Genomic DNA, 26,952 nt, shown 5'->3' with positions numbered 1-26,952 from the left:
CAGCGCGAAACGCAATTATGTACTCCAGGCATTATCACGAGATTGATTAAGCGATTTCCGCTTGATCGATCAACCAGCTCGCGAAACGAATTGGAGCTTTGGGAATCGCAAAAACAATCAAGCATTGGAAATGAAAAACGGATCAGCAATGCGCGATCATTTGGACAAAGAAACGATCTTGACAGATCGCGATTCCAGCTACTGGCTCAAGATGATTATCGAGACGGGTTACCGCCTCACGCTCGGACACGCTGCGAGAAGATTTACCCTCCCCTCTGGTGCTGGAATATTTCAGGTTTACCAGCGCGCCTCGGCTTCAAGGCGCGCTGCATTTCCTCGGCGCTGGTTCAAGCTGCGCGGCTTTCTTCTGTCTTGATTTCCACCTGATGAAAAACGGTTACGGGCACGCCAGCCTCGCGCATTATCTGCGCCAGATTTGCTTGCACGCCTGAACCTTCGCAAACGATTGCTTCAACGGGGTCCAGCTTGGCAAGTAGCTTATTGCGTTTGAACGGCGCGGCATTGCCATAGCCGCGATTAAGGCGAAAGGCGATTAGTGGCACGTCCTGCGCTGCCGCCCATGCTGCCGCGATAGCGTCAACGCCTTTGCCCTGCGCTGTGGTCGCAAGTGTCATTGTCGGGACACGGGTTTTTAGCAAGTCGAGCCTGTCCCAAATCCGCTGGTAATCTTCCCAATCCTGACCGCCGGAAATAATGACAATCGGGCCTGATGGTGCTAGCTGTTCGCGTCTGATTTTGGTTCGTGCTGCCAGAAATTCCCGCGCGTCAATCTGGCTGGCGGTCAATACGGATGAAACGCGCGAGCCTCTTAAAGCGCTGAACGGATGCCCGCTATTTGCGCGGTAAACTTCGCCGGCATGGTCGCGCATACATTCCAAAGCCTCGCGGGCTTCTGCAAGGCTCTGGCAACGCATTTGTGCTTCTTCAACCTCGCTTGCAAAAACCTCGCTCGGGTCGGAGATGCGGGCAAGTTCGCCAAGTTTCACGGCGGCGCTGTCTTCCTCGCCTTCGATCTGACGGGCAACAACATGGAAGCTGTTTACAATTCCCCATGCGATACGCTGGGCGATTGGCTCCATGCGGGTATCGCTCATAAGGGCAAAAATTTCGCTCATCATGGATTTGACGCATTGTTCTGCTTCAAAGGGGCCAGGCATATCGGCGCTGCTCGGTTCCTCGGCAATGTTCAGCTGTGCCTGGGCAAGGTCGCTGGTGAATGCTCTGTGATAGGCCGGTGAGGCTGTCTCTTCTTCATATACTTGGCCAAGGTCGGCAAAGCTGCTAACGGTTTTCGGGTTCTTGGGCATTTCAGTTCCTTTGGACAAAAAGAGGGCAGGAAGCGGCTAAGCCCCGCTCCCTGCCCTTGTTCATTTCAGACTAGCTAGCTGCATCGCTGGTGGTTTCGCCAAGGTCAGCCTTTTTGGATTTGGCTTTTCCTTGGGTCTTTCCCTGCTTTGCGGGGCTGCCGTCAAAGTCCTGTTCGCCGTTTTCGCTGTCGCCTTCGCCCTGATTAGCGGGTGCTGGCACATCGTTGCGAGTGCGGCGCGGTCTGCTCCATGCGATTGCATAGCTTTCATCTTCGCGCCGGAAACAAGCGATATAGAGAGGCTTGACCATAGACGGGTCGTCAATCGAGCCCTGCAAGAATGCCTCGCCGGTTCCGTTAGACGTTTGCTCCCAAAGCGCGCCAACTTTTACCCATGAACCTGCTGCACTTCGTGCGTGGATTTCATAGACTGGCGCGTTTTCGTTGGTGCTGTGAACCTCGCGCAGGGCAAGGGTCATAGCTACGGCCAGCGTATCGATTTTACCGATATAAAAGCCGTTCGTGTTTTTGGTCAGTTCTCCGATATTAGACATTTTCAGTTCCTTAGTTTTTGGCTTGGGATGTTTAGCTGTCCCTCGCCGGTTGATTGTCAAAGCGGCCTTTCCGCCTGACAAATACCCTTATAATAGATACTCTGATATTAGCCTATCTCATTGTTTTCTTGACACTTTTCCGATCATAACTGGTGAACCTGAGCCAGCACGTCGCGTCAGCGACAATAAGAAACACAGGGGGACGCGAAGCGCCCCCTTCCCTCCTGGTCGGCCGCGCACACAAATATCCTCGGTGTTCGATCACACCCGGAGCCACCTTCGCCAGTGGCCGCAAGACGCCCTTCGGGCTCTTGAAGGTCAACAGGCACGGGAGGGCTAGTGAAGTTTGGCAGATGGGGGTCGGCGCTTCTCGCCAGAGAAGCAAACGCCGGCGACCCCCATCTGCCTAACGCAGCTTGCCCGACGCAACTCGTTGACCTTTGAAACCGCAAGGGCAACGCAGGGACATCTGGTGAATGTGGCATAGGGGGTTATCGAACATCGGTGCGCGTCCGGCGCAATGCCCGCGCCCTCGCGGGCATTGCTCTTCCCCTTCCCGTCCTCTTTCGTTTCCTTTGCCCTTGCGTCAGGGATGGAAGCCCGCAGGGACGAGACCTCGGGGCTCGTTCGGAGCGCAGCGCAGACGACAGCCCGCCCCGGCCTCGCGCCGGGGGACGCCCATAATCTTGAGCATTGAAACCATTCATGCCCGCCTCATCCAGTCGCTGGCGCAGCCATGGCGCGGAGATAACCACTATGATGACGATTGATGGCGCGCTGCCGGCTCAGCCAGAAATGCCGAGGATATATACCCCCGGCGGAACCGGCGCTGGCAAAAGCGATATTTGGGCGCAATAGCATTGATATTGGCGATGATTGTCCATTATTGATGCGGTATAGCCTGAAACGTGACAGCGGCGGTTTTCAGATGGGCATGGAAGTGGCAACCCTTTCAGAAGCGATCGAAATGGCGTGTCTGGCTTTGAATGAGGGCGATGATGTCACGCTGGAGGATACCGGCACCGGAAAACTCTGGACAGAAGCCGAGATACTGAAACTGGCGCAAGGCGCATAGCGCCGCGCTGCCAGCAGGTGAGTTCGGCGCGCCAACAAAGACTGTACCCTGCAAACGCGCCGGATAGAGCGCCGTAGCCCGGCGCGCTTTCAGAGTGCCAGCGGGTCAGCATAACTCAAACACTGAGGGAAAATAGGCATCTTTCCTGAGCTAGTGTTCGACGAAAATCTTAATTCCCAGAGCGACGAGAAGGACACCTCCTGCGACCTCGGCGTATTTTCCGATGCGCGAGCTTGCCATTGCGCCGATTAACACGCCCAAACCGGAAAGCAGCGCGGTGAGTATCCCGATAGCAATACAAGTTAGCAGAACCGGAAGCCCAAGTGCCGGTAAGGTGATGCCGGCAGCAAAGGCGTCTATGCTCGTTGCTATCGCAGCTGCTCCCAATGCCCATCCTGAGAGACTGGGAGCAGGATCGTTTCCATTCCTGCCCAGCGCTTCCCAAAGCATTTTTATCCCTAAACCGCTGAGCAGAATGAGAGCAATCCAGTGATCATAAGCGCTGATCTGCGAAACAAAGGCTATTCCAAGCGCCCATCCCAGAAATGGCATGACGCCCTGCGCAACGCCAAAAGCCGCTCCCGTCCGAGTGGCGTGAAACAGTGAATTATGCCCTGCGGCACCTTGAGCTACCGCTACCGCAAAGGCGTCCATCGCCAAGCCCGCCGCCAGAGCCACAATGAGAAACAGGCTTTCCACCCTCGCGTTCCCTCAATCCCTAAGCAGCATTCACTTCTACGGTGATATGAGAAAGCCCGGCGGTTTGGGCCAGCCTCTCACGGTAAGCCACGGGGTTCATCTCACTTGCCGTGCTAACGGCAATAATGGCGGCATGATGACCCGGACCCAGCTGCCAGACATGCAAATCTGTGATTTTGTCTCCAGCTTCCTCGACGACGGAGCGGATTTTCGCAGCAATGGGATCGCCCGCCTCCCGGTAATCCAGCATCATCGCGCCGGTATCGCGCATCAGGCCCCATGACCAACGCGCGATGACAAGCGCGCCAACTATACCCATGAGCGGGTCAAGCCATATCCATCCGTAGACGCTGCCCGCTATCAGGGCGATAATCGCCAAAACCGATGTTAGGGCATCGGCCAGCACATGGAGATAGGCGGCGCGCAGATTTTGATCCCGTCCATGATGACCATGATGATGGTGGTCGTCCTCATCATGACTGTGATCGTGATGGTGGCTATGCCCATGATGATGGTCATGATCTTCGCGGAGCAGCCAAGCGCTGACTAAATTCACAATCAGGCCAATAACGGCGACGACAATGGCCTGCGGGAAACTAATCGGGACAGGGTTTGCCAATCTAACGACACTTTCCCATCCTATCAGTAGCGCAACCAGCGCCAGAACAATTGCACTGGCGAAAGCTGCAAGGTCCCCCACCTTGCCGGTGCCAAACGTGAAGCGGGGGTTTTTGGCATTGCGGCGCGCATAAAGATAGGCAAGCGCAGCTATCAGCATCGCAGCGGCATGCGTGGACATATGCCAGCCATCGGCGACCAGCGCCATCGAACCGTAGATGGTCCCTGCTGCAATCTCGACAACCATCATCACGCTGGTCAGGGCAATAACGAACCAGGTTCGGCGCTCGTTGCGCTCGTGATTTTGGCCTAGAAATACGTGATCATGTTCGTGACCGGTTTGCGTTGCACTTTCGGAGGCGATCATTTCAAATATGTCCGGATCACCTGGATCAGATCTGTCGCGCCTTGAGCGCGCCCTTCATCAGTGTCCGTTTCAGGGTTCGAGACATGTTCGCGGACATGATCCTCGATCAGTTCCACGGTAAGCCCATTTACAGCCCCTCGCACCGAGGCAACTAGATTGAGTATCTCACCGCAAGGAGCCTTGTTTTCCAAAGCCCGCTCAACAGCTTCGAGCTGACCTTTAAGGCGGCTGACGCGGGACAGCAGTTTTTTATCATCTGATGTATGTGACATAGGATAGGGGGCTACCCTATATTAAGATCCGTGTAAAGACTCTGTGTGTGTGATTTTTGACAGTTCAACTTAGCAGTGGTTGACTATACAATATGCAGAAACTCGTTGGTGCAAAGTATGGTCCTGCTTGCCATAATTCCCTTTCTGAGCTCTTCGCATACCGCGTCTATGTTCAGTTATCTTGGTGCGTCATGCTCTGGATGAGCCAAGGCTGGACGGGCGATAGTGGCGAAGGCGGCAAGTACGATTAGAGAATGACGCATATTTTATGCTCCTATTCCTTGAGTTCAAATTTCGAGAATTGTCCGGTTGCGGACACGGTGATGATGACTGGGCTTTCGGTCCTATTGCGCCAAAACCAGCCATGAGTGCCATCAAATGGAGCGCGGAACTTGCCGCTTGCTGACGATTTGGTCCCTTTGTCGTAACTGGTATATTCGTTTGAAGCAGCCCCAGGTTCCTCGCCATGCTGGTCATAGTTGACCGCCTTGCCGTCGGTGGACCAAATGAAGTCAAACACCTCACCCGCTTTCATTGTTGCTTTAACTTCGCGCCCCTCATTGGGTTGCAACGTTAGCGATACTTTACCTGATTGAACGCCATCTGCTGTTGAGGCTGTCGCATTGGCAGCCTGAGCGTTTGTGGTTGATGTGTCCGCCTTCTCGGTGACAGCACGATCGCCCGCTAGATGCTCAGCACGCTTTGCATCACCCATTTCTTTGAGTCCCAGCGCATTGCCGACCCCGGTCGGGTCAATGCCATATTCAGCAGGTAGAACTGTTGTTACCAACAAGCCGCTTGCGACCACAACCGCAAGCAATGTGGCCCGATTTAGTTGATGCAGTGTCGGCAAATGTGCCGTGTTCTGATTTGGGTTCTGAGTCATATTCGTCCTTTCAAGCAGCAAAATATCCAGTCAGTTGGTAGCCAAACAGCACAAACCCTGCTGTCATCAACGCGACATTGGCGGCAAAAGCATAACGGCCAAAGCTCGCCGTGCGCCGCCAATAGCCCATAGCAATCAGGATCGCGCCAAGCGCCAGTAACTGGCCGATTTCGACACCAACGTTGAAGGCAATCAAATTGGTGAGCAGGCCGTCAGGCGAAAGCGAGAATTCCTGCAATTTCGTCGCAAGACCGAAACCGTGGAAGAAGCCGAATATCAGTACCGCTGCTTTGGTATTAGGCTGAAAGCCGAACCAGCGTTGATATGCACCTAAATTGTCAAGTGCCTTATAAACTACCGAAAGCCCGATAATTGCATCGACAGCGTAGGAACTGACATTGGTTCCAAAATAAACACCGGCAAGCAGTGTTGTACTGTGACCGATTGCAAACAAAGTCACATATGTTGCGACATCCTTGGCCCGGTAAAGGAAGAAAATTACCCCGAACAGAAACAATAAATGGTCATAGCCGGTGACCATATGTTTAGCGCCCAGATACAGAAACGCGATGATCTGCGGTCCGCTGGTTTGTTCGATATAGCCCTGATCTCCCTCTGCGACCCCGTGGGCATAGGCAGTGGTCGCGAAGGCCAGGCACAATAGCATACCCAGAAAAGCCTGGACCGAAAATTTATGTCCGGATATTTTCATACATTTCCTCATGTTGCTGGTTCTGCTTGCATATTCTTCTCTCTTCTTTCGGCGCGTCCGTGGATCAGCCTGTATAATGCAGGCAGCACAATCAGCGTCAGGATGGTCGAGGAAATAATTCCTCCGATTACGACCGTGGCAAGTGGTCGCTGGACCTCTGATCCGGCCCCGACGTTCAGAGCCATCGGCACAAAGCCGAGCGATGCGACCAGCGCGGTCATCAGCACAGGACGAAGCCGGGTGAGCGCGCCTTCCCGAATGGCTTCCTCCAGCGCCATGCCGCGCTCCCGCAAATCGCGAATGAAGGATAACATCACGACACCATTGAGCACTGCCACGCCGGATAAAGCGATAAAGCCAACCCCTGCTGAAATTGAAAGCGGGATATCGCGAAGTGCCAAGGCCGCCACTCCTCCAGTCAGTGCCAAGGGCACCCCGGAGAACACGATGGCAGCATCGCGGGTCGAACGAAACAGCATGAACAACAAGCCAAAGATAAGCAGGAGCGCCATAGGCACGACAATCTGCAATCTTGTGGCTGCTGACTGAAGCTGTTCAAATGTCCCGCCATATTGAACATAATAGGTTTCCGGCAGTGCGACATCGCTATCGATCTTTGACCTCAGTTCGGTGATGAACGATCCCAAATCGCGTCCGCGAACATTGGCGGTAATGACCGCGCGGCGCTTGCCGTTTTCCCGGCTGATCTGGTTAGGGCCAACGGACAGTTCAATATTGGCAATTTCTGACAAGGGCACGAACTCACCGCTGCCCCCACTTGTAATCGGGATTGGCAAGCGGCCAAGCCGCTCAATATCGGTGCGGATTTCTTCTGGCAAACGAACGACGACGTCAAAGCGCCGGTCCCCTTCAAAAACCTGCCCCGCATTGCGCCCGCCGATAGCGGTCGCCACTGCATCCTGCACATCGCTGATATTTATGCCAAAACGCGCCAGAAGTTCGCGGCGCGGCGTCACCGACAGAACGGGAAGCCCCGTCACCTGTTCCAGCTTGGTATCCTGCGCGCCGGGTATCGATTCCACGATCGTTTCAATTTCGGCGCCCGTTTCGAGCAGTTGATCGAGATCCTCTCCGAATAGCTTCACCGCAACATCGGCGCGGACACCCGCAATCAGTTCGTTGAGCCGCATCTGCACAGGCTGGGTAAATTCATAATTATTGCCCGGAATCTGCTGCACTGCTGCGTTCAGTTCCTCGACCAGTTTTTCGCGCGGCTTGCGCGGGTCGGGCCAATCCTTGCGGTCTTTGAGCATGATGAAATTATCGGCAACCGACGGCGGCACCGGATCGGTTGCCACATCGGCTGTCCCGATTTTAGCAAATACCCGCTCGACTTCTGGAAATTCGCTAATCCGTTTTTCCAGCGACTGTTGCATCTGGATCGCCTGACTCAGGCTGGTGCCCGGGATGCGCAGTGCGTGCATGGCAATGTCGCCTTCATCGAGGTTTGGAATAAATTCCGAGCCCAGACGCGTTGCGCCCCATCCGCTGACCGCAACCAGCAAGGCTGCCCCGGCAATCAGGATTTTGCCCTTGGGCATCGACCAGTCGAGCAAAGGCGCATAGCCTTTCCGCAGCCAAGCCATGACACGGTTCTCTTTCTCCTCAACCTTGCCGGTGACGAACATCGCAATCGCCGCAGGAACAAAGGTCAGCGAAAGTAGCAGCGCTGCCGTAAGTGCAAGCATGACGGTAATCGCCATGGGGTGAAAGGTTTTGCCTTCAATCCCAGTCAACGCGAAGATCGGCAAATAGACAACGGTAATGATGATAACACCAAATATCGACGGACGGATCACTTCGCTGCTGGCGCGGGCAACAAGGCTAAAACGTTCCTCACGGTCGAGCAGGCGACCAGCTTTTTGCTGTGCTTCCCCCAACCGTCTGAGACAATTTTCGACGATGATAACAGCGCCATCGACGATCAAACCAAAATCGAGCGCGCCGAGGCTCATCAGGTTCGCGGAGACACGCCCTGCCGCCATGCCGGATAGCGTCATCAGCATGGAAATCGGTATGACCGCTGCGGTAATCAGCGCAGCACGAACATTACCGAGCAGCAGAAACAGGATGACAATTACAAGCAAAGCGCCTTCGAGGAGGTTTGTCTCAACTGTTGCAATGGTCCGCTCTACCAATTCTGTCCGATCATAGAGCGGCACGGCCTGCACGCCAGCGGGAAGCGAGCGGTTCACTTCTTCTAGTTTTTCTGCAGCAGCCTGAGCGACAATGCGCGGGTTGCTACCGGTGAGCATATAGATCGTGCCAAGCACAATCTCCTTGCCATTCTCCGTTGCCGCCCCGTTGCGCAATTCAGAACCGATAACCACATCAGCAATATTACCAACGCGGATCGGAATCCCGCCGCGTTTTGCGACAATGATCTGTGACAGATCATTCTGATCTTCTACACGCCCCGGTATTCGGATCAGAACTTGCTCGCCCGCCCGCTCTACATAGCCTGCACCGGCATTGGCATTATTCGCTTCCAGCGCATCGACCACATCGGTCAGCGATATGCCCAGCGACGCCAGTTGCTCGGCATTAGGGGTCACATGATATTGCTTGGTGTAACCGCCGACGGTGTTTACCTCGGCCACCCCGCGAACATTGCGCATCTGTGGTCGCACTACCCAGTCATGCAATGTGCGTAAATCTGTCGGAGTCCACTCTGAACCATCGGACTTGCGCGCACCCTTTTTGGGGGTTACAGAATACATAAAAATCTCGCCAAGGCCGGTCGCAGTAGGCCCCATTTGCGGTTCGATGTTCGGTGGCAATTGTGATTTCGCTGCCTGCAAGCGCTCGTTCACCAGCTGCCGCGCAAAATATACATCCGTGCCGTCTTCAAAAACGACTGTCACCTGGCTGAGGCCATAGCGCGATACCGAACGGGTATAGTCCAGCTTGGGAATACCCGCGAGCGCCGTTTCGATCGGATAGGTAATGCGCTGTTCGGCCTCAAGGGGAGAGAACCCCTCGGCCTCGGTGTTGATCTGGACTTGAACATTGGTGATGTCGGGCACGGCATCGATAGGCAGACGCGTTGCGCTCCACACACCAATCGCCATCAGTATCACGACAACGGCAAGCACAAGCCAACGCTGTGCGATGGAAAATCCTATTATTCTAGCGAGCATAGTTTGGTTTTCCATCAGTGATCGTGAGACGCGCCGGACTTTTCAATGTCCTGCCGAATGAGAAATGATCCTTTGGCTGCATATTTCGTGCCGGGCTTGATACCGCTCAAAACCTCGGTCCATTCAGAAGATTTCCGGCCAAGTTCGAGCATGCGCGCTTCGTACATTTCACCAAAATTGGCGTAGACGACGGTAAAATCACGAAATGGCTGCAACGCCTCGGTTCGAACGGCAAGCGGCACTGTTACCGCACTCACCATTACCTTGCCGTGCAGAGCAATGCCCGGACGCCAGCGTCCATCGCGGTTGGGCAGGTTTGCGCGCACCAGCGCAGTTCCTGCCGCTGCATTGCCTTCAGGCAAATATCCCCCAAGCGTCGATTCTGCGACGATCTTCCCATCAAGCGTCTCAATGATCACTTTCTGGCCGGGCCGGATTGTGCCCAAATCACGAGGGAAGATATTAAAGACAACGCTTGTGCTGCTTGGATCAGTAATCACATAAATAGGCTGGTCATAGGCAACATTGCCGACATTGGCGTTGCGCTCTGCAACCACGCCACTGACAGGCGAATAGACCGGATAAATTTGAAGCGATTCACTCGATTCAATCCGCGCCAGCAGCTGGCCTTTTTTGACATAATCGCCCACCGCTTTTGTCACCTGCATGACCTTGCCAGGGAATTGTGCGCGAACCTCTGAGCGGGCCGTGGTGTTTAACTGGACAACACCTTCGACTTCCCGTGTTTCGCTGATCGTTTGCGGTCCGACAGTTTCTATTACAATTCCGCCATCCTTTGCTGCAGACGCGTTGATCTTGGTCTGGCCTTCAGGGCTGGAATATTTCCAGACATGACGCTTACCGTTTTCGACTGCGACAACCTCGTAATCGAAGCTGTGCGGTTCAACCACTACGCCTTGCCCGACAAGAACATCTTTCTCTGCTTTGAACGCGAATTTTTCAATTTCTCCATCAAGGCGTTTCAATGTGACTGTCAGCTTGACAGTTTTTGGGTCGATAGGCTTGCCATCGCGTGTCGGATAGACACGAAATTCCGGTGGCACGCCGTCTTCAAAGACGGTCATTTCGACCGCAAAATCGCCGTCACGAAGCATCTTGCCGCGATGAGGGCCTTTTTCTTCTTCGGCTGCCTCACCTTCGACCGCTTCATTCGGTACATCTGTGCTACATGCGGCCATCGGCACGAGCAGAAAAACCGCCACCGCTGCACCAATTTTCCAGTTCGTCTTCATGGCTGTGTATATCCTTCATTAATTGCAGCAATGGACGCATCAAAGCGTCCGGTAAGCCGGTCTAATTCGGTTTGGAGATCGCGATATTCGATCATGGCCGTCAGCCAATCGTCCTGCGCCGCAATAATAGCGTCGGCGGCATCCTGCATATCCCGGAAGCTGAAACCGCCGCGATTATAACCGTCACGTACCTGCGCCAACGTCTTGGCCACGCGCGGATAAACTTCGGATTTGATAGAATTCGCCCGGCTGAGCGCGAGCGCTGCTTCGGCTCCCAGGCTTGCCCGTCTGCGTAATCTTTCCAGACGATTGGCTTCTGCAGTCAGTTCAAGCCGCAAGCGTTCGGCACGCGCGCGTTCGATATTACCCTGATTGCGGTCAAAACGCCCGATCGGAATGGTGATTCCGGCGACCAGCGCAATATCATTGGTTCCCTTGATAAAACGCGTGCCGCCATTGACGGTATAATCCTGAGTCTTGCGGGTTTGTTCCACATTAACCGCTGCGCTTGCCCGCGCCACCCTGGCTTCTTCGAGCGCGCGATCAGCCTCTGCCAGTTCGGTCTTTTGATTGCCGCCAAGCACCAATTCTCCGACCACATCAAGATCATCGCCGTCCCCACCCCAAAAGGAGGCCAGAACATTGCGCGCATTGCGCAACTTTGCCTGAGATTGTTCTAGCGCGATCTGGGCCTGCGCCACTCGTGCGGCGGCACGCGTTTCAACAAATAACGGGTCCTTGTATCCGCGCACCCGCCGTAAGGCTTCACTCTGCAAGCCCTGCTCGATAGATAGCTGCTGCTTGGCAATGGCTTCGATTTGCTGGGCTATTAAAATATTCAGAAACGAGCGCTGCACAGCGGCGGCCAGTTCCAGCTGAGTTACATTGGCAGATGCCATCGCCACACCAATATCTCGCTCAGCCAGTGCAACCCGCGCCGCTCGTTTGCCGCCGCGTTCAATAGGTTGATTATAGGTAGCGGTAACCTCCGCGCGGCGCAGCACGCTATAAGGGCCAGTGCCGACGAAATTTTCTGCTTCTACGGTAACCGATGGATTGGGACGCACGTCAGCTTGCACCTTGCCAGCGCGGGCTGCTGCAATCGCAGCTTCCTCGGCGCGCAATAGCGGCGCTGTCTCAAGCGCCTTTGCAACCGCCTGGTCGAGCGAAACGGTCTCCGCAAGGCTTGGTGCACCGGTCACAAGCAACGCACCCGCCAGAAGGGCGGCACGTGAATATCTTAACATTTGTTGTAAACTCCTGATCCATAACAATTACAGCGCGCAGAAATCTTCGCGCTGCAGCTAATAAATCAGGCTAAAGGAGGCTCAATCGGTGGTTTCTGCTTCACAGACCGCATAAAAGCGGGAGCGGACGCAAAGACCAAGCTGCTACCATCATGGTTGATTGGTTCAACTTTGGTGCCGCTCAAATGGTCTACCGTCGGCGAAAAATGCTGATGCGTATCACCTTCCAGATCGCCGGTGTTTTCCTGATCAGCAGGCTGACTGTTGAGCGCAATGTCCTGCTGCACAGCGGGTATATTGCTATCTTCGTGATGATCAAAAGCAAAACTCGCCGCATCGTGATCATGATGATGTTCAACCAATCCCGGACCAGCATGAACGCTCCCGAAAACAAGGGCGATAGCTATCAACATTAGGGAAAATCGAGCGAACATGACGGTGCAGTAGCAATGGACCTGCTGAATCACAATGAATATTTGCGTGCGTGACGCGTTTTCACTTGCAGTCGTATGAAAACGCAACCTACTCGTAACAAATGCTCCAGATCCTACGCAACAACATCTACCGCAACCTTCTCTCGGCCCAGATTATTGCGCTAATCGGGACAGGACTTGCGACCATCGCGCTAGCTCTGCTCGCTTATGATCTTGCTGGCAGTAACGCTGGTGCCGTGCTCGGTACAGCGCTTGCTATCAAGATGATCGCTTATATTTTTGTTGCTCCCATCGTCGGTGCCTATGCAGATCGGCTACCGCGAAGTGCGTTTCTGGTTGCAATGGACGCAGTGCGGGCGGGCGTTGCATTCATGTTGCCTTTTGTCGATCAGATCTGGCAAATTTATCTGTTGATCTTCGTTCTGCAATCGGCATCGGCAGCGTTCACGCCCACCTTCCAGGCGACTATTCCGGATGTTTTGCCAGACGAGGATGACTACACAAAAGCACTTTCCTTCTCGCGGCTCGCATATGATCTGGAGAATCTGCTGAGTCCGATGCTCGCCGCTGCCTTGCTGTCTGTAGTCAGCTTTCACTGGCTTTTCGCAGGCACCGGCATCGGCTTTATTGCTTCTGCACTGTTTGTCTTGTCGGTCACTTTACCGGCGACCAAGGCGATCACGCGCACTGGCGGTATCTTCGCCAATACCACAAGAGGTCTGCGGATTTATCTTAAAACACCCAGGCTGAAAGGACTGCTTGCACTAACCCTGGCTTCAGCAGCAGCAAGCGCAATGGTCATCGTCAACACCATCGTGATCGTGCGCGATCAGCTCGGTTTGGGAGATGAGGCGGTCGCGTTGACGTTGGCAAGCTATGGGGCAGGCTCCATGCTTTCTGCACTATTATTGCCGCGCATCCTGGGCCGATTGAGCGACCGAAAAGTGATGATGACAGCGGCAACCGGATTATTTGGCGGTCTAGCTATAATGGCAATGATGACATCGTTATTGCAACAGTCATCTTATTATTGGCAAATCGTTCTGACCGGATGGTTCGCGCTGGGGATAGGCTATTCTGCCAGCGTCACACCATCAGGCCGCCTTTTACGGCGGTCGGCTCATGCCGAAGATCGTCCTGCCATCTTCGCGGCGCAATTTGCACTAAGTCACAGCTGCTGGCTGATTGCCTATCCGCTCGCCGGTCAAGTGGGAGCGGCGTTCGGGCAAGCAGCGGCATTTGCCATATTAGCGCTTCTGGCGTTGTCTGGAATCATTGCAGCCTTTATCTTTTGGCCCGCAGGCGATCCCCAGATCATAGCGCATAGTCATGATGATTTACCGCCAGACCACCAGCATCTGCGCGATCAACATGGAGGGCAGACTTCTGGCGATCACGCCTATGTGATCGACGATCTGCACCCGCAATGGCCGCGAGGATAGGGATCGCGACTCTTCCTTCGACAAACAGACATTCCACTACCCAACAAGTTGTTGCCATTCGCAATCACTCAATCGGTCGGGATCTCCTAAAAGCTGCCTAATCGCTTTCAGGCTGGTGAACAGCCAGTCGCCAAACGCCCCAATCGCGGAGGTTCAGTTGAGACCAATTTTATGACTGCTTCGCGCCCCAACCAAGACATCGATGGACTAATTCCTAGTCCCTAGAAGCTGACATTCTTCGTGGCCATCCCGGCTAGGTAGTAAACTCATATGGAAGCTCAATCCTCAAGGCAGAGACAACTTTTATTCACTGAATTTGCGGCTATGGCGGGCTACTGAACTAATTCGAGGCATGGCTTGCACATGAAGCCAAATCGAAAGATTGGCTGGAACGCAAGGCAGCCTATAATCAACTAAGTTTATTTGAACTACGAGATCGAGCGGTTGTTCAAATAGTTCTTAAACAACCGCTCTCTTTTTTAGTCAATCTTGGGATGCGGAGGGGCTGGAGGGTCGCTCAAGATTTGCGATACTGGTCCAACTTTAAATAACGGCCTTCCGCATTGCTCTCCGACGCGCTTCACTTTGCTATCAACAGCCGCATCATCGGGTAGCGCCCGCCCTCCAAACGAGAGGGATTTACCAAATTGAATACTGACTTTCCCATTTTCCGAGACTAATCTTTTATCGTTTTCCGCACGAAAATTCGTTCCAAATAGCGGTGTATATTCCCGCCCATCGTCTAGACGAAGACGGATGCAATTTTCAACGATCTCAAAAATACCTTTATTCTCTTGCGTTGCATAAAGGGTGTTGTCTTGGTCAATCGCAATTAGTAAACCGTCACCAACAGCCTCACCATCGCCGCTATTTGTCGAACACGAAGCGACAAATAGTCCGCAGAGAGCCGTTCCAAATATTGGTGCAAGTTTCATGGCGTAACAAATCCTGCGGTTGTATTGACGGTATATGGCTCTTGTTCAGCAGCATAGCTTAGTGGCATATAGAAAAATGCACATTGTCCAGCGTAGATGTGCGATACCTACAAATTGCCGTTAGTCCATACTGATAAGCAGTCGTAGCAGACGCAACGCATTTCTATCAGTGGTGAAATCTTTACGCATCCAGCTAGGTAAATTTAATGCCAATGAACCGGTTCATTCGATTTTTTTTTGCGCAAGCTTAGCAGGGTGGATCACGGTTCGAAATCCCAGAACAGCCTACAGCTTCACTTTAACTCCTAATGTGACAGTCCGTGGTCGCAGGGGAGTAATTTGCAATCCATCTGCAACGGAAAAGGGGTTGCCAAGCGCAAATGAATTGGCTTCAGAGTTGAACAGATTGTTGACATTAAGCGAAAATTTCCACTGGTTTATTTGATACTGGGCGGAACTGTTGACCAGCACATATTTGCCTTGTTCAAGTGACAAAAATGGGTCGATACCAAGCTGTGATGTTCCGACATAGCGGATATCGGACTGGAAAGTCAGTTCGCGGTTATCAGATAAAGCAAGCGCCCATACCCAACCGACATTTGCCCCCATCTCCGCTATATTGGGCAGTCGCGATTCATCCCCGACTACAAAATTGGCTGCTGCTTCGGTTAGTTCGCTCTCATTGGCAAAATAACGTCCATAAACACTAAGGTGATCGGTCACTGCCCAATTTGCGCCTAAGCTGACCCCATAGACGAGACCATTGCCGATATTTGTTGTGCGCGGAAAGCCGGCTTCATCAATTAGGTCAGCCTGAATATTATTCCATTTCGAATAGAAAAAAGCGAAGTCGGCTGAAAAACGGCTATCAGCCCGGCGACCAATTTTGATACCGGCCTCGCTTGTCTGAATGGTATCTGATGCAAATTGCGTGATCGGATTATTGGCCCCCAATCCAATGCTAATGCCGCCGCTGCGAAATCCTTCCTGATAGCTGGCATAGATTAGTCCGTTGGAATCCGGTTTCCAGGCAAGAGCAGCCTTTGGAAGCAAGCGCACTCTGGCTCTACTGGGATCGAGTTCCTGACCGCCATCAATGACAACTTCTGCAACTGATTTGGAATAGGCCAAACGTCCGCCTAAGCTGGCCGTTATGTCATCGGAAACCTGATAACTGGCTTCCCCAAAAAGAGCTGCTTCCAGATTATCATTTTCAGTCTGGCTTAACCTTTCCGGCGCATCTGGCGTACCCATTTCCAGTGTGACGATATCCCTGTTATCGAGATAAGCGATGCCCACCACCGCCGAATGTCCGCTATCGCTCCTCCAGCTAAGCCGGGTTTCATGGGTCAGCAGATTGCCTTTAATTTCCTCATTAAAGGTCATCGCAGCCATTGTTGGCGATAATATTGACGCGTCAAATGTAGAGAAATTGCGTTGCTCGACATAAGCCAAAGAGGAAATCAGTTTAAACTTGTCCCATTGTTTTGAGGCAGTCAATGACCCGCTTGAAAAATCCCCATCAAATGGCTGGGCCACCAAAGAAGAGCGAGTGCGTTCGAGTTGATCTCGTTCAGAATACTGGCCATCGCGCGTTTCATTGGACTGATGGAGGAGGTTGAGATCAACAATCCAGTTATCGCGGTTTTGATAGCGCAATGCCAATCGGCCTCCAAAAACTTCACTGCTGTTTACATTGTTAAGATCGCGGCCGACATCGTCGATATAACCGCCATCATGTTGATAATAACCTACTGCACGAACCGCGAGGTTTTCATTGACCGGCAGGTTGACCATAGAAGCAAGATCATAGCTAGCTCCCCCGCCTTCGCTCGCTCCAAGACTGGACCAAACGGCCCCTGAAACAGCGTCCGGTTCGGGCTTATTAGTGACGATTTTAATAATCCCGCCAATGGTTCCGGCTCCGAACAATGTTCCCTGCGGCCCCTCCAGCACTTCCACACGGCTTTGGTCATAAGTTCGCAAATCCGGATTGGACCCGCTATACGAAAGCCGGGTTTCGTCCATATATAAACCAATTGTCGATTGGGTGGTTCCGATCAGGCTACTGTCTGCAATTCCTCTCAGGAATAATTTGTTCCGCCCTAATCCCAAATTGGTTTGCGCGGTTGTGGGCAGCCTGGAGATTAGCCCTTCCAATCCTTCAGATTCTGCAACCTGTCCAGCTGTTGCAATATCGACAATCACGGCGCTACCGGCAAAATCTTTTAACGGCGAACCTTGCTTGGAAGCCGTCACGACGATGATCGGGGTTTCAATATTGGTTGTTGGGGGGGCTTGAACGGCAGACTTGCCCCGCCCCGGCTCTTGTTTTTTGCTAACTGGCCTTGCTACTGTGCGTGCCGGCCTGCGTATAATGCGCGCCGTGCGTTCATTCAAAACCACAAAGTCAAGATCGGTGTTGCGGAGCAGCTTTTTCAGAGCCTGACGCAGAGTATATTTTCCGCGAAGTGCTGAAGCCCTGTAATCATTAAGGCTGACATCAACTGATCCGATTGAAGCCCCGGATTGCGAAGACAGGCGTGAAATGGACTGGCTAAGATTACCCGAAGGAATAACCAAGCTATAACGTTCCGCTGCTTCAGCCGGGCTGAGCATCGGTATCGGCGTAGCAAGGATTGCCGAAAAAATCGCCAGTTTTAAGAGTAATTTTATTGGGTTAGCAACCATCCCTGCTTTGTATCTTGCGCATCCAAATCAAGCAACTGCTCAAGCTGGGTCATTAATTTTTCGGGATCATCATTCAACTGGATAGTCCCCGAAAATGTTCGGCCTGTAATGGATGGATCAATCGCTACAACCAAACCTGTATTGCGATTAATATCAGCAATGACAGTCGCGATTGGCGCGATATCATAGGTCAGTTGTTTACGGGTCCACTCGCCAATATAGCTTGGATCTATGGGTTTCAATACTGCGCCTCCGGTCCTTCCGATGGACAGCATCTTGCCGCGCGATATTTCGACGAGTTTTTGATCGCTTCTGAACGTAACCGCGCCTTCCGATACGCCTACTGAAAATTCACGGGGCGTTCTTTTTACATTGAAAATGGTACCTTGGTCTACAAGTTCAAATTTACCGCTCAGAACTGTAAACGGGTTTCTTGCATCATGCTTGACGTAGAATTTAGCTTCACCGCGCTCCAGTTTGGCAAAACGATTATTACCCTTGGTGATAGTAACTTCGCTGTCACCGTTGACATGAATGCGCGATCCTTCGCCCATCTGCACAATTTGTGTCTGTCCCGGCTTTGTAATGATTGTTTCATAGCGGGGAGCGGATAATTGCGGCCACAAGATAATCGATAAAATGATGGAAGCTGCTAGTCCAAGGCCGCCATAAGTATACCACCGCTGACGCGTTTGATCATCATTGTCATTATGGGTAGAAAATACTGCATCGTCTACATTTGCCGGTACCAATTCAACATCGGCAGTTTGCAATTCTGCCCATTCATTCAAATCAGCATCCGCGTGAGAGACATAATCATAGGCATCATTGTGCAGCTTGTCTTGCGCCAACCAGTCAGCCAAGCCTGTCCAGATTTCTGCGGAAGCATCAGGCTCACTTACCCGTAAGTGCCATTGCAAAGCTTCGCTTAAAATAGTGTTCGGGATGACTTTGTTGTTCATTGGATTGCCCATCCTCCTGTCATCTTATCAGACGTTGTCACCATGGATATCCCCCATCTGATTTTAGCTTCAATATAGCCTGATAGGCGCGCATGAGGTGCTTTTCGACAGCACTCAAGCTAATCTCCTCTTCGTAAGCTATGATTTTCTGGGGCACGCCTTCCACTCTGAATTGCTTGAAAATACGCGATGTTCTCTCCGGCAGCTTGTCCAGTGCATGATCGACTTCTTCCAGTTTCTCACGCGATAGCAATATGCGCTCAGCGCTCGGCTCGTTATCAACTATATCATTGGCAACGCGCTGGATGCGCGTCTCAACCCACGCTCGCTCACGTTTTTTGCGCATCTGCACTGAACGTTTGCGGTCAATCGCCAAATTATTTGCCATTCGGAATAAATAGGCCAACGGATCATCAATCGCACTGTCATCCATATCATTGATGCGAGTCCATAATTCCTGAATTGCGTCTTCCGCTTCAACCTCGTGCGAAAATCTTATGCTTAAAAATCGTTCCAGCTTCTGGCGGTTATCCAGATAGACAGACAAAATTACACTGGTTTGGATGGATTGCGTCATGACGTTCGGGCAAGCCAAAGCGAAAGGCCAAATAAGCGAAGCACCAGAAGATAAGTTAATAAGCAAACGACCACGGAAAAAGCTAGATATAGATTGTTTTCGGCAACAAGGATCATGTTCAGTCCTATGGTAGCACCGGCAGCAACAATAGCTGCGCCCACCGGTTTTGCATAGGACGCGTCGATGATTGTCAGGCCCAGAGCGGTATGAGCGGATGAAAATCGCAATATTGCTAGCAACATCATTGCTAAAGAAAAGCCAGCGGCTGCTCCCATTAGGCCGAAATTATATGCGCCGAGAGCAACAAGCCCGATTTCGCATATCAACGCGATAATGATGTTCCGGGACGCAATGGCAGGAGCGTTGAAAACCAATGGCAGCTCGATCAAACCCGATGTTCCCTCTGCAATTTCACCCATTAATATCACCATCATCAGGATGGCGGCATGCATATAAACTGCGTCAAAAAGACCCAGTATCGCCGCCGCGAATGATACGAAAACAGTCGCGAGCCCGACCTGGGCAGAAAATATCCACAAACATAATTTTTTGAGATGCGCGCTGGTAACAACCATGGATTTAGCCTGCGCCAATACCGGCGCTGCCATTGGCTCAAAAAGATGCCGCATTTTCTCGACGACGGTTGCCAGTTGCTGAACCAGATAATAAATTCCGGTGGCAGTCGGCCCGGCAATTACACCGAGCAATATAATGTCGAGCCGCCGAAAACTGAAGCTTCCTGCATCAACTATCGCGGTAGAGAAGCTATTTTTAAAGAGCCTACGCATGCCCATTAAATCAGGCAGCACCAGCGCATAGCTATTTTTACGCCGCGTCCATATCAATCCGAAAAGAGCAACAAATAAAGCCAGTACAGTTGATGCTATATATCCGGCAAAAAGCGCGCCCACTGCTGAAAATATACCGGTTTTGACCAGCAGGAAATATCCCCCAACGCAAAGCAACAGAAAGCCCCAGGGTTTTACAAATCCTTTCACCATTGCATCCCAGCGTATGACACGCCGTGATCGCGTGACAGTTAGCATTAATTCCGTTGTCGCAATCAAAAATACCGCCGCCGCCGCATAGGCGGGCACGCCCGAAGATGGCGGGAAAATAAGCGGCCATAGCAGCCACAAAACCGTACCCAAAATTATTCCAAGCAACGCGGAAAGCGCAATTGCGTTGCTGATCAACCTTCCTTCTGTGACAGGATCACCATCGGCCTGATCGAGATAAGCCAAGAGTGTTTTGGGCAGGCCAAAACTTGCCAAAGCCGCCAACAACTCGACCAGCGCTGCGGTTTCCCCAAGATAACCAAAGCTGCCCAAGCCATAAAGCTTCACCACAAAAACAATGAGCATAACACGAGCAAGGATACGCGTGACGGAGCTGGAAAAGACTGCAAGCATCGCCCGCTGCAGGTCACCCATATCATCACGAGCGGAGTCGATAGTCTTGCGAACTTTGGGATCAGTCAAGGTCAGGTCCAGCTCTAAAAGTCAAATAGATATACATATATCTATTTGACGGAGTCATGCGGCAACTTCCTCACTTAAAAATTTTCATGTGCGGGTTTGGCGCTTTTTATCCGCCTTAAGTTCGATATCATAGCGAGGTCGGACATCCGATGAAAGAAAATTGAGCGGCCCGGATTGTGGGCCTTCAAAGCGTATTGGCTTTTTGTTCAATCATGATGAGTTGCATCAGGTTGCGCATACAGCGCCGATTATATCGCATCTCCAGCGTCTGGCTCCGACAGCAAAGATTGAGGTGATTACTTCCAGCGAACTCCAAACAGCGGCAGTCAAGCAACATCTGGCGCCCGATCTGCCTCAACCAGTATTCTGGTCGATCAAGTCCGATCGGCTAAGCAAGATATCGGAAAAAGCCCTTGGTAATTTGCTTCCGCTCACCCGGATCAGCGGGCTGATGGCCAATACAGAATTATTCAGCTGTTTCGACGCGCTGGTTGTACCCGAAACAACAACAACTTTTCTGAAGACTAAATGCGGAATGGATAAACCGAAATTAATATTTTTCCCGCATGGCGCGGGTGACCGGTCCATTGGCTTCTCTAAGGATATTCGCCACTTCGACTATGTGCTATTGCCCGGTGAAAAGACTAGAAAGCGGATGCTGGATGCTGGAGTCATCCGATCTGGCAACCACCGTATTGTGGGCTACCCGAAATTTGAAGCTCGATCTGAGCAGCCGCAGCGCCGCTTTTTTAGTAACGACAAACCGGTCATTCTCTATAATCCGCATTTCGATCCAAAATTGTCGTCATGGTTTAAATATGGCGAGCAGATTTTGGACCATTTCGCTTCCCAGAGTGAGTTTAACCTTATTTTTGCGCCGCATGTCATGCTGTTTCGCCGGAAGCTTCTGGCATCCATTGAACACCGGATGTTAAAAGTCCGGCACAATCTGTCGCAGCGCTATTTGAATGCGGACAATATCCATATTGATACCGGCAGTCCGCGAAGCGTGGATATGTCTTATACCCGGGCCGCCGATATTTATCTTGGCGATGTAAGCAGCCAGATCTATGAATTTATCAAGAACCCGCGTCCCGCAATTTTTCTCAATTCGCATAATGCCCAGTGGCAAACCGACCCCAACTATGCATGTTGGAAATTTGGACCCGTATTGGACGATATGAGTAAGTTCCAAGAAACGCTCCATCAGTCGTTACCGCTAAAGTTGCATTTTCGCAAAATCCAGGCGGAGGCTTTTCATCAGTCATTCTCTCTAGACGCGAACAAATCTTCCGGAGAGCGTGCTGCCGAAGCGATTGCCGATTTTGTGGATATCGAAAGACTGCCTCGGCAAAATATTGAATGCAGGACAGACGCCCCAGCCATTGGCTCCATGCCGCAGGCTGTGGCGATCTAAACTTTTTGAGAAACTATTGTATGCAAAATAAACGCATATCCTTGTTGCATTACCGATTGGATAAGGGCGGTATCGACAGGGTCGCCTGCTTTCTGGCCGACGGTTTTGCGCAAGCGGGCTATGAGGTTGATCTGGTCGTCTTTTGCGACAACGGTTCCGGGGAGGATGTATTACTTCCCTTGCTTAGTAATAAGGTCAATCTTTGTTATCTGGGCTCGTCCCGGGGGGCGCGAACGAAAGACCTTGTGCGTCTGTTTCCAGCCTGCGTTCAATTGATAGGAAAGCATAAACCATATTGTTTGATATCCACTTGTAATCATATGAACTGGCTCACCATCGCTGCGGCAAAGTTTGCGCGGTCAAACCCGAAAACAATACTCAAAACGACGAACCCGATTATTCGGCAACAGGATCATGGATTCTATGCCGCCATCCGCAAATTTGGATATAGTCTGGCGATCAGAAATGCTGAACGGACATTGGCACTGAGCGAAGCTGAGACACAGATGTTGCGGCGACAATTTCCATCTTTGCAGGACAGATTCGTAACCGTTACCAACCCGTATGTGACCAAGGCGATGCTTGTAAAACCATCCATTGACCGAGCCTCCAGCAATAGAAAAACTATAATAGCCATTGGCCGTTTCGAGGCTCAGAAACGGTTTGACCTATTAATAAAGGCATTCGCATCCTTAAACCGTTTTGATACGGATCTGATCATTCTAGGGGATGGCAGTCAAAAGTATGAATGCGAACAATTGGTTGCGAGGTTGAAGCTTCAGGGGCGGATTTCTATGCCGGGTTTTGTAAACGACGTGAGCGAATGGCTGCACAAAGCAGATATGCTCGTCATGACCTCTCGATATGAAGGACTACCAGCAGTTGTACTCGAGGCACTAGCGGCGAATTGCCCTGTGCTGACTACAGATTGTTTTCCAGCCGCACGGGAAATTATCGGGCCGTTGGAAGGCTGCGATATCATTGAATCGACAATCCCCAATGATATCGCAAAAATGATGGCGCATGCACTTGCGCGGCCCAAAAGCGATACTTTGCATCTTGCCGCTCAAAATTATAGTATCGAAAACGGCATTTACGACCATATCGCCCAAATTAACGCCCTGTTCTAACACAGACATTAGGTGAGGAATAACGTTGTTCGTCCGGTCTAAATGTTATGTGCCGGATTTTTGAAAAAGGTCTAGCTGCGGCTTAATCGGTTGCGTCATTGGGGCAATCAGGCTTGCCATTGTGTTAGGTTCATCGGTTACGCCCGCCGTAAAACCATGACCAGAATATTTTCCCGCAACGTCCTTTTTGACGGCGCACTGTCCGTGTTTACTTATAATGTCAAAGGCGTGCCTTGGCCGCTAGCAAATGGCGGCCCAGATGCCCTAAAAAAGTTCGGCGAGCGGCTGCTGCAATTAGGCGTAAAAGGACAACAGCCGGACATAGTACTATTATAGGAAGTTTTCGCAGACGATGCTCGCAATATTGCGCAGATTTCCGGATATCGTTATGGTACCGATGGTCCGTTCGCTGATCATCAAAGCTTCACAAGCCGCCAGACAATTTGCCACTGAAGGGTTCTGGCCCAAGGCCGCAATGCTGCGGAAATAGACGTATAGGCTTGGGGAACACTTGACTTCTCGGCGCGCCAGAAGCTGCGAAAGCCAGACATACTTGTCGGCGTAACGCATGGCCTGACGGATTACAGCCATGGCACCCACAATGAGCATTTGCCGCAGATAGCGATTGCCTGCTTTTGAGATTCCGCCAAGCCGCATCGTGGATCCACTTGAGTTCTGGCGCGGAACAAGGCCGATCCAGGCAGCAAGGTTTCTGCCCGATTTGAAGACGGCAGGGTCGGTAATGGTTGCGACAAAGGCACTGGCCAGTAATGGCCCCACTCCCGGGATCTCCATCAGGCGGCGGCCCACGTCCGTCGCGCGGGCTTGCGCGAGAATACGACGATCATTCTCCAGTATCTGTTCCTTGACCATCCGCAGCTGGCTCACCAGCATCTTCAGGCAGAGCCGGGCGTCGGACGGAAGGCGCAAGTCTTCAGGGTTTGCGATAACATCGAGCAACCGTTCCAGGCCATTGCGGCCAGCAGGAGCGACAATACCAAACTCGGCCAGATGAGCCCGCATCGCATTCGAGAGTTGTGTCCTCTGACGATTCAAGATCAGGCGCACCCGGTGTAACATCATCGCGCTCTGCTGCTCGGGTGACTTGATGCCGACAAACCGCATGGTCGGGCGCGTCACCGCCTCGCAAATCGCCTCGGCATCGGCAGCATCATTTTTGCCGCGCTTCACATAGGGCTTAACATACTGGGCGGGCATCAGCTTCACCTCATGCCCCAAAGCCACCAGTTCACGCGCCCAGAAATGCGACGAGGAACACGCCTCAATGCCAATCAGGCAAGGCGGCAATCCGGCAAAGAACTTCAGCAAGCGGCCGCGCGTCAGGCGCCGCCGAACAACAGCCTCGCCTTGCGCATCCACACCGTGCACCTGAAAAACAGACTTCGCAAAATCCAGACCAATAATCGAAACGCTTCGCATCGAATAACGGAGACGGAGCTACAAGAGACGCGAAAGGGCACAATCATTGGCTGTACGGAAAACCTCCCCAACATTGGCTGTACGGAAAACCTCCCCAATGACATTTGCACATTGGCCATCGCAATTTTGGATAAATAGGTTTACCCATACAAAATGGAAAAGGATGCGGCAATTGATTGGTCAGCCATTTTCCTAAATGCGCAAAGCGGAATTGAGCCTCATGATTACATTCACTTCTCGCCAGAAAAGGTTGCCATTGTCATCTTGAAAGATCGTGAGGAGCAGCTGCGGCGCGCATGCGATAAAAAGCTGCGCTCGCACTCACAAATGGCTCGGCAAGTTCGGCCGACCTATTTTCGAACAAGGCCTGATGGTTTTCCAGATATAGATATGGGGAAAGCGCTGCTAACCTCGCTATCAATTATCGTGAAGGGATTTTGGCGCTGGCTCGGGCAAACACACAGTAAAATCTCAATGGTCAGATTTAAGTGACCAAGTCTCAAATTCATTTTGAACGAAAAACCGTAGGACTTCTGCTCGTAGGCGGTCTGCACCATGTATTGCATCTTATTCCAATTGCGGTAGAACTAGAGGCACACCCAAATATCGACGTAGAGGTGTTTGTTTTGTCAACGTTTGAGGCGGAGGCATGTCAACGTGTTCTGACACCACTCGGCGCGGAACGTACAAAGATAAGAGTCCTGAACCCTAACCCGATAGCAAAACTTGTCTCTCCTAAGCTCGCATTTTTGTTGCTACATCTAAACATTTGGAACAGTTTAAACGCCATAGTCGTGGTGGAACGCACATCTACAATTCTGAGATATTTCTCCGGACGCCTGCCACCTTTTATACACATCCCGCACGGTGCAGGGGATCGCGCGAAAAGCTATGACCCTCGTATTCGGCATTTCGATCATGTTCTGGTCGCGGGAGAGAAAGATAAGAGAAGGATGGTTGAGTTAGGTTTAGTTCGAGAAGATACCTGCTCTGTCACAGGCTATATCAAACCCTTTGCTATCAAGCAGTTAAGGGTAGATATGCCCTCAATTTTCCCAATCAAAAGGCCAACGGTTTTATACAATCCGCACTTTAGCCGAGGCTTGTCGTCGTGGAAAGATTTTGGTCACGAACTTCTGGAAGCTTTCTCTAAAAAAAAGGATATGAACTTCATCGTAGCCCCGCATGTTCGATTGTTTGCAAATCAAAATGAATTTAAAAGAGACGAGATTGAGGTTTATTCTAAATTTGAAAACATTCACGTTGATTTGGGGAGCTCAAAATCCTCAGACATGAGCTATACAAGAGCTGCGGATATCTATCTTGGGGACGTTAGTAGTCAGGTCTATGAATTTCTGTCCGAACCTAAGCCTTGTATTTTCCTCACAAAACGGACGACTCAATGGCAGGGGAACCCTGATTACGCGCATTGGTCCTTTGGACCGGTTTGTTATTCTGTTTCAGAAGTTCTGGCCAATCTGGACCGAGCCTTTCTTTGTCACCCAGACTATGCAGAACTTCAGGAAAAAGGCTGCTTAGCGGCAACGGGAGACCCGTCTTGGAATCCCATCCGCCGTGCCGCTGATGCGTTGATGTCAATTCTGGCTAATGCTTGAAAATTTATAGACTCGGTCATCATTTTTTGAGATTGATGACTACAAATAGTCAGTCGATGCTGGCTTCCCTTTTATCGAAGAACTGCTGTAGTAACTTTGGTGCAATTGCAAAAACCTAAGCCATGATGGAATGTCAGCTTTTCCTAGCAATGAACCAGAAGAAGTCAGTCAGCTTCCCATCCAATGCACGAACCCGCTTCGCGGATTGGCGCTAAAGTGGATGAAGCGTTATATTCATCAACATTGAGCAAGGCGAATCGAGAAAATGAAACTGTGGTCGCGGGCATTGAAGCGCGATGTCGTTGCTATGGGGATTGCGGCACGTAGTAGCGCCCGCACGCCTTTGCTTGCAAAGCTGGTAACCGCAGGCGTGGCCGCTTACGCATTGAGCCCCATCGACCTAATACCAGACTTTATTTCCGTAATTAAGTATCTTGATGTTCTGTTCATTTTGCCACTAGGGATTACACTTGAAATACGCCTGATCCCTGCTCCGTTAATGGCAAATTACAGTGCAGAAGCACTCCTCAGATCCGATCGTCCCGTGACTATGTCGCGGCCGCTTTGATAGCCGCTGTATGGGCGGCGGCCTTACTGGCTTTGGCAAGTTGGATAATCGCAAACGTCCTCTAGCGGTCCAGAATATGTTATGCCTT

The 26,952-nt window shown here is 51.7% G+C and carries 26 protein-coding genes; 9 read left to right on the top strand and 17 right to left on the bottom strand.

The features are described 5' to 3' along the window. Positions 1-130: 130 nt before the first annotated feature. Positions 131-376: a hypothetical protein gene (locus V7676_RS15495; protein WP_335660516.1), complete on the top strand. Its 246-nt coding sequence runs from the start codon at positions 131-133 to the stop codon at positions 374-376. On the opposite strand, the gene V7676_RS15490 is transcribed toward V7676_RS15495, so the two are convergent. Both V7676_RS15490 and V7676_RS15485 read right to left on the bottom strand, forming a co-directional pair. Further along, positions 348-1,328 (bottom strand): DUF2493 domain-containing protein, encoded by a 981-nt coding sequence (locus V7676_RS15490; protein ID WP_335660515.1) that lies wholly within the window; start codon positions 1,326-1,328, stop codon positions 348-350. The two genes, V7676_RS15495 and V7676_RS15490, sit on opposite strands and share 29 nt — an antisense overlap. A gap of 70 nt (positions 1,329-1,398) precedes the next feature. Next, a complete protein-coding gene (locus tag V7676_RS15485) occupies positions 1,399-1,881 on the bottom strand; it encodes a DUF736 domain-containing protein (protein WP_066743772.1) in 483 nt (160 codons plus the stop codon). 769 nt (positions 1,882-2,650) lie between these two features. Here V7676_RS15485 and V7676_RS15480 point away from each other — a divergent pair. Next, the gene (locus tag V7676_RS15480; protein WP_335660514.1) at positions 2,651-2,956 is read left to right on the top strand and encodes a hypothetical protein; all 306 of its coding nucleotides are present in this window, start codon (positions 2,651-2,653) and stop codon (positions 2,954-2,956) included. 150 nt (positions 2,957-3,106) lie between these two features. On the opposite strand, the gene V7676_RS15475 is transcribed toward V7676_RS15480, so the two are convergent. The 9 genes from V7676_RS15475 to V7676_RS15435 all read right to left on the bottom strand — a co-directional run bounded on the left by V7676_RS15475 (position 3,107) and on the right by V7676_RS15435 (position 12,584). Further along, on the bottom strand, positions 3,107-3,655 hold the full coding sequence (locus tag V7676_RS15475; protein ID WP_335660513.1) for a manganese efflux pump MntP: 549 nt from the start codon (positions 3,653-3,655) through the stop codon (positions 3,107-3,109). A 19-nt stretch (positions 3,656-3,674) separates the two neighbouring features. Next, the gene (dmeF, locus tag V7676_RS15470; protein ID WP_335660512.1) at positions 3,675-4,640 is read right to left on the bottom strand and encodes a CDF family Co(II)/Ni(II) efflux transporter DmeF; all 966 of its coding nucleotides are present in this window, start codon (positions 4,638-4,640) and stop codon (positions 3,675-3,677) included. Further along, complete coding sequence (locus tag V7676_RS15465) at positions 4,637-4,912, bottom strand: metal/formaldehyde-sensitive transcriptional repressor (protein ID WP_335660511.1); 276 nt, start codon at positions 4,910-4,912, stop codon at positions 4,637-4,639. The genes dmeF and V7676_RS15465 overlap by 4 nt, the downstream gene beginning before the upstream one ends. 274 nt (positions 4,913-5,186) lie before the next feature. Next, positions 5,187-5,798, bottom strand: a complete 612-nt coding sequence (locus V7676_RS15460; RefSeq protein WP_335660510.1) for a hypothetical protein — start codon at positions 5,796-5,798, stop codon at positions 5,187-5,189. 10 nt (positions 5,799-5,808) lie between these two features. Continuing rightward, positions 5,809-6,465 carry a HupE/UreJ family protein gene (locus V7676_RS15455; protein ID WP_335660526.1) on the bottom strand — a complete coding sequence of 219 codons (657 nt, stop codon included), beginning with the start codon at positions 6,463-6,465 and terminating at the stop codon, positions 5,809-5,811. A gap of 53 nt (positions 6,466-6,518) precedes the next feature. Further along, positions 6,519-9,671 (bottom strand): efflux RND transporter permease subunit, encoded by a 3,153-nt coding sequence (locus V7676_RS15450; RefSeq protein WP_335660509.1) that lies wholly within the window; start codon positions 9,669-9,671, stop codon positions 6,519-6,521. A gap of 14 nt (positions 9,672-9,685) precedes the next feature. Then, positions 9,686-10,924, bottom strand: a complete 1,239-nt coding sequence (locus V7676_RS15445; RefSeq protein ID WP_335660508.1) for an efflux RND transporter periplasmic adaptor subunit — start codon at positions 10,922-10,924, stop codon at positions 9,686-9,688. Continuing rightward, a complete protein-coding gene (locus V7676_RS15440; protein ID WP_335660507.1) occupies positions 10,921-12,171 on the bottom strand; it encodes a TolC family protein in 1,251 nt (416 codons plus the stop codon). Before V7676_RS15440 ends, V7676_RS15445 begins: the two co-directional genes overlap by 4 nt. Before the next feature lie 65 nt (positions 12,172-12,236). Further along, positions 12,237-12,584 (bottom strand): hypothetical protein, encoded by a 348-nt coding sequence (locus V7676_RS15435; RefSeq protein WP_335660506.1) that lies wholly within the window; start codon positions 12,582-12,584, stop codon positions 12,237-12,239. Positions 12,585-12,706: 122 nt separating this feature from the next. Here V7676_RS15435 and V7676_RS15430 point away from each other — a divergent pair, with 122 nt between their 5' ends. Further along, positions 12,707-14,047 carry an MFS transporter gene (locus tag V7676_RS15430; RefSeq protein ID WP_335660505.1) on the top strand — a complete coding sequence of 447 codons (1,341 nt, stop codon included), beginning with the start codon at positions 12,707-12,709 and terminating at the stop codon, positions 14,045-14,047. 479 nt (positions 14,048-14,526) lie between these two features. Here the strand turns inward: V7676_RS15430 and V7676_RS15425 are convergent, their stop codons facing one another. The 5 genes from V7676_RS15425 to V7676_RS15405 form a co-directional block, all read right to left on the bottom strand. Next, positions 14,527-14,982, bottom strand: coding sequence for a hypothetical protein (locus V7676_RS15425; protein ID WP_335660504.1), 456 nt, complete (start codon positions 14,980-14,982; stop codon positions 14,527-14,529). A gap of 285 nt (positions 14,983-15,267) precedes the next feature. Next, positions 15,268-17,673, bottom strand: coding sequence for a TonB-dependent receptor (locus V7676_RS15420; protein WP_335660503.1), 2,406 nt, complete (start codon positions 17,671-17,673; stop codon positions 15,268-15,270). After that, the gene (locus V7676_RS15415) at positions 17,655-18,635 is read right to left on the bottom strand and encodes a FecR family protein (protein ID WP_335660502.1); all 981 of its coding nucleotides are present in this window, start codon (positions 18,633-18,635) and stop codon (positions 17,655-17,657) included. Before V7676_RS15415 ends, V7676_RS15420 begins: the two co-directional genes overlap by 19 nt. Positions 18,636-18,672: 37 nt before the next feature. Next, positions 18,673-19,212, bottom strand: a complete 540-nt coding sequence (locus tag V7676_RS15410) for an RNA polymerase sigma factor (RefSeq protein ID WP_335660501.1) — start codon at positions 19,210-19,212, stop codon at positions 18,673-18,675. After that, positions 19,209-20,693: a lipopolysaccharide biosynthesis protein gene (locus V7676_RS15405; RefSeq protein WP_335660500.1), complete on the bottom strand. Its 1,485-nt coding sequence runs from the start codon at positions 20,691-20,693 to the stop codon at positions 19,209-19,211. Before V7676_RS15405 ends, V7676_RS15410 begins: the two co-directional genes overlap by 4 nt. Before the next feature lie 202 nt (positions 20,694-20,895). Between V7676_RS15405 and V7676_RS15400 the strand changes: the two genes are divergently transcribed. From V7676_RS15400 to V7676_RS15390, 3 genes are all read left to right on the top strand, one after another. Then, complete coding sequence (locus tag V7676_RS15400; RefSeq protein ID WP_335660499.1) at positions 20,896-22,110, top strand: hypothetical protein; 1,215 nt, start codon at positions 20,896-20,898, stop codon at positions 22,108-22,110. Positions 22,111-22,130: 20 nt separating this feature from the next. Continuing rightward, positions 22,131-23,240 carry a glycosyltransferase gene (locus tag V7676_RS15395; protein WP_335660498.1) on the top strand — a complete coding sequence of 370 codons (1,110 nt, stop codon included), beginning with the start codon at positions 22,131-22,133 and terminating at the stop codon, positions 23,238-23,240. Positions 23,241-23,396: 156 nt separating this feature from the next. Further along, the gene (locus V7676_RS15390) at positions 23,397-23,576 is read left to right on the top strand and encodes a hypothetical protein (RefSeq protein WP_335660497.1); all 180 of its coding nucleotides are present in this window, start codon (positions 23,397-23,399) and stop codon (positions 23,574-23,576) included. Here V7676_RS15390 and V7676_RS15385 read toward each other — a convergent pair. Continuing rightward, positions 23,571-24,680 carry an IS110 family transposase gene (locus tag V7676_RS15385; RefSeq protein ID WP_442955452.1) on the bottom strand — a complete coding sequence of 370 codons (1,110 nt, stop codon included), beginning with the start codon at positions 24,678-24,680 and terminating at the stop codon, positions 23,571-23,573. The genes V7676_RS15390 and V7676_RS15385 overlap by 6 nt on opposite strands. 153 nt (positions 24,681-24,833) lie before the next feature. Between V7676_RS15385 and V7676_RS15380 the strand changes: the two genes are divergently transcribed. From V7676_RS15380 to V7676_RS15370, 3 genes are all read left to right on the top strand, one after another. Continuing rightward, positions 24,834-25,172, top strand: coding sequence for a hypothetical protein (locus V7676_RS15380; protein ID WP_335660496.1), 339 nt, complete (start codon positions 24,834-24,836; stop codon positions 25,170-25,172). Then, positions 25,169-26,296 (top strand): hypothetical protein, encoded by a 1,128-nt coding sequence (locus V7676_RS15375; protein WP_335660495.1) that lies wholly within the window; start codon positions 25,169-25,171, stop codon positions 26,294-26,296. The genes V7676_RS15380 and V7676_RS15375 overlap by 4 nt, the downstream gene beginning before the upstream one ends. A 265-nt stretch (positions 26,297-26,561) precedes the next feature. Beyond that, on the top strand, positions 26,562-26,864 hold the full coding sequence (locus tag V7676_RS15370) for a YkvA family protein (RefSeq protein ID WP_335660494.1): 303 nt from the start codon (positions 26,562-26,564) through the stop codon (positions 26,862-26,864). Positions 26,865-26,952 lie beyond the last annotated feature (88 nt).

This window comes from Parasphingorhabdus sp. (assembly GCF_036963805.1).
In the GTDB taxonomy this organism is placed as follows: Bacteria; Pseudomonadota; Alphaproteobacteria; order Sphingomonadales; family Sphingomonadaceae; genus Parasphingorhabdus.
Note: the sequence above shows the minus strand (reverse complement) of the source record. Positions and strands in the feature narration are given on the sequence as shown.

Bases quoted from the DNA above. Each gene is read 5' to 3' on its own strand.
- V7676_RS15395 (WP_335660498.1), top strand. From the start codon at position 22,131: ATGCAAAATAAACGCATATCCTTGTTGCATTACCGATTGGATAAGGGC.
- V7676_RS15455 (WP_335660526.1), bottom strand. From the start codon at position 6,465: ATGCTATTGTGCCTGGCCTTCGCGACCACTGCCTATGCCCACGGGGTC.
- V7676_RS15430 (WP_335660505.1), top strand. From the start codon at position 12,707: ATGCTCCAGATCCTACGCAACAACATCTACCGCAACCTTCTCTCGGCC.
- V7676_RS15415 (WP_335660502.1), bottom strand. From the start codon at position 18,635: ATGAACAACAAAGTCATCCCGAACACTATTTTAAGCGAAGCTTTGCAA.
- V7676_RS15490 (WP_335660515.1), bottom strand. From the start codon at position 1,328: ATGCCCAAGAACCCGAAAACCGTTAGCAGCTTTGCCGACCTTGGCCAA.
- dmeF (WP_335660512.1), bottom strand. From the start codon at position 4,640: ATGATCGCCTCCGAAAGTGCAACGCAAACCGGTCACGAACATGATCAC.
- V7676_RS15435 (WP_335660506.1), bottom strand. From the start codon at position 12,584: ATGTTGATAGCTATCGCCCTTGTTTTCGGGAGCGTTCATGCTGGTCCG.
- V7676_RS15385 (WP_442955452.1), bottom strand. From the start codon at position 24,680: ATGCGAAGCGTTTCGATTATTGGTCTGGATTTTGCGAAGTCTGTTTTT.
- V7676_RS15370 (WP_335660494.1), top strand. From the start codon at position 26,562: ATGAAACTGTGGTCGCGGGCATTGAAGCGCGATGTCGTTGCTATGGGG.
- V7676_RS15460 (WP_335660510.1), bottom strand. From the start codon at position 5,798: ATGACTCAGAACCCAAATCAGAACACGGCACATTTGCCGACACTGCAT.
- V7676_RS15410 (WP_335660501.1), bottom strand. From the start codon at position 19,212: ATGACGCAATCCATCCAAACCAGTGTAATTTTGTCTGTCTATCTGGAT.
- V7676_RS15485 (WP_066743772.1), bottom strand. From the start codon at position 1,881: ATGTCTAATATCGGAGAACTGACCAAAAACACGAACGGCTTTTATATC.
- V7676_RS15380 (WP_335660496.1), top strand. From the start codon at position 24,834: ATGGAAAAGGATGCGGCAATTGATTGGTCAGCCATTTTCCTAAATGCG.
- V7676_RS15445 (WP_335660508.1), bottom strand. From the start codon at position 10,924: ATGAAGACGAACTGGAAAATTGGTGCAGCGGTGGCGGTTTTTCTGCTC.
- V7676_RS15450 (WP_335660509.1), bottom strand. From the start codon at position 9,671: ATGCTCGCTAGAATAATAGGATTTTCCATCGCACAGCGTTGGCTTGTG.
- V7676_RS15480 (WP_335660514.1), top strand. From the start codon at position 2,651: ATGGCGCGCTGCCGGCTCAGCCAGAAATGCCGAGGATATATACCCCCG.
- V7676_RS15425 (WP_335660504.1), bottom strand. From the start codon at position 14,982: ATGAAACTTGCACCAATATTTGGAACGGCTCTCTGCGGACTATTTGTC.
- V7676_RS15390 (WP_335660497.1), top strand. From the start codon at position 23,397: ATGACCAGAATATTTTCCCGCAACGTCCTTTTTGACGGCGCACTGTCC.
- V7676_RS15465 (WP_335660511.1), bottom strand. From the start codon at position 4,912: ATGTCACATACATCAGATGATAAAAAACTGCTGTCCCGCGTCAGCCGC.
- V7676_RS15420 (WP_335660503.1), bottom strand. From the start codon at position 17,673: ATGGTTGCTAACCCAATAAAATTACTCTTAAAACTGGCGATTTTTTCG.
- V7676_RS15440 (WP_335660507.1), bottom strand. From the start codon at position 12,171: ATGTTAAGATATTCACGTGCCGCCCTTCTGGCGGGTGCGTTGCTTGTG.
- V7676_RS15495 (WP_335660516.1), top strand. From the start codon at position 131: ATGAAAAACGGATCAGCAATGCGCGATCATTTGGACAAAGAAACGATC.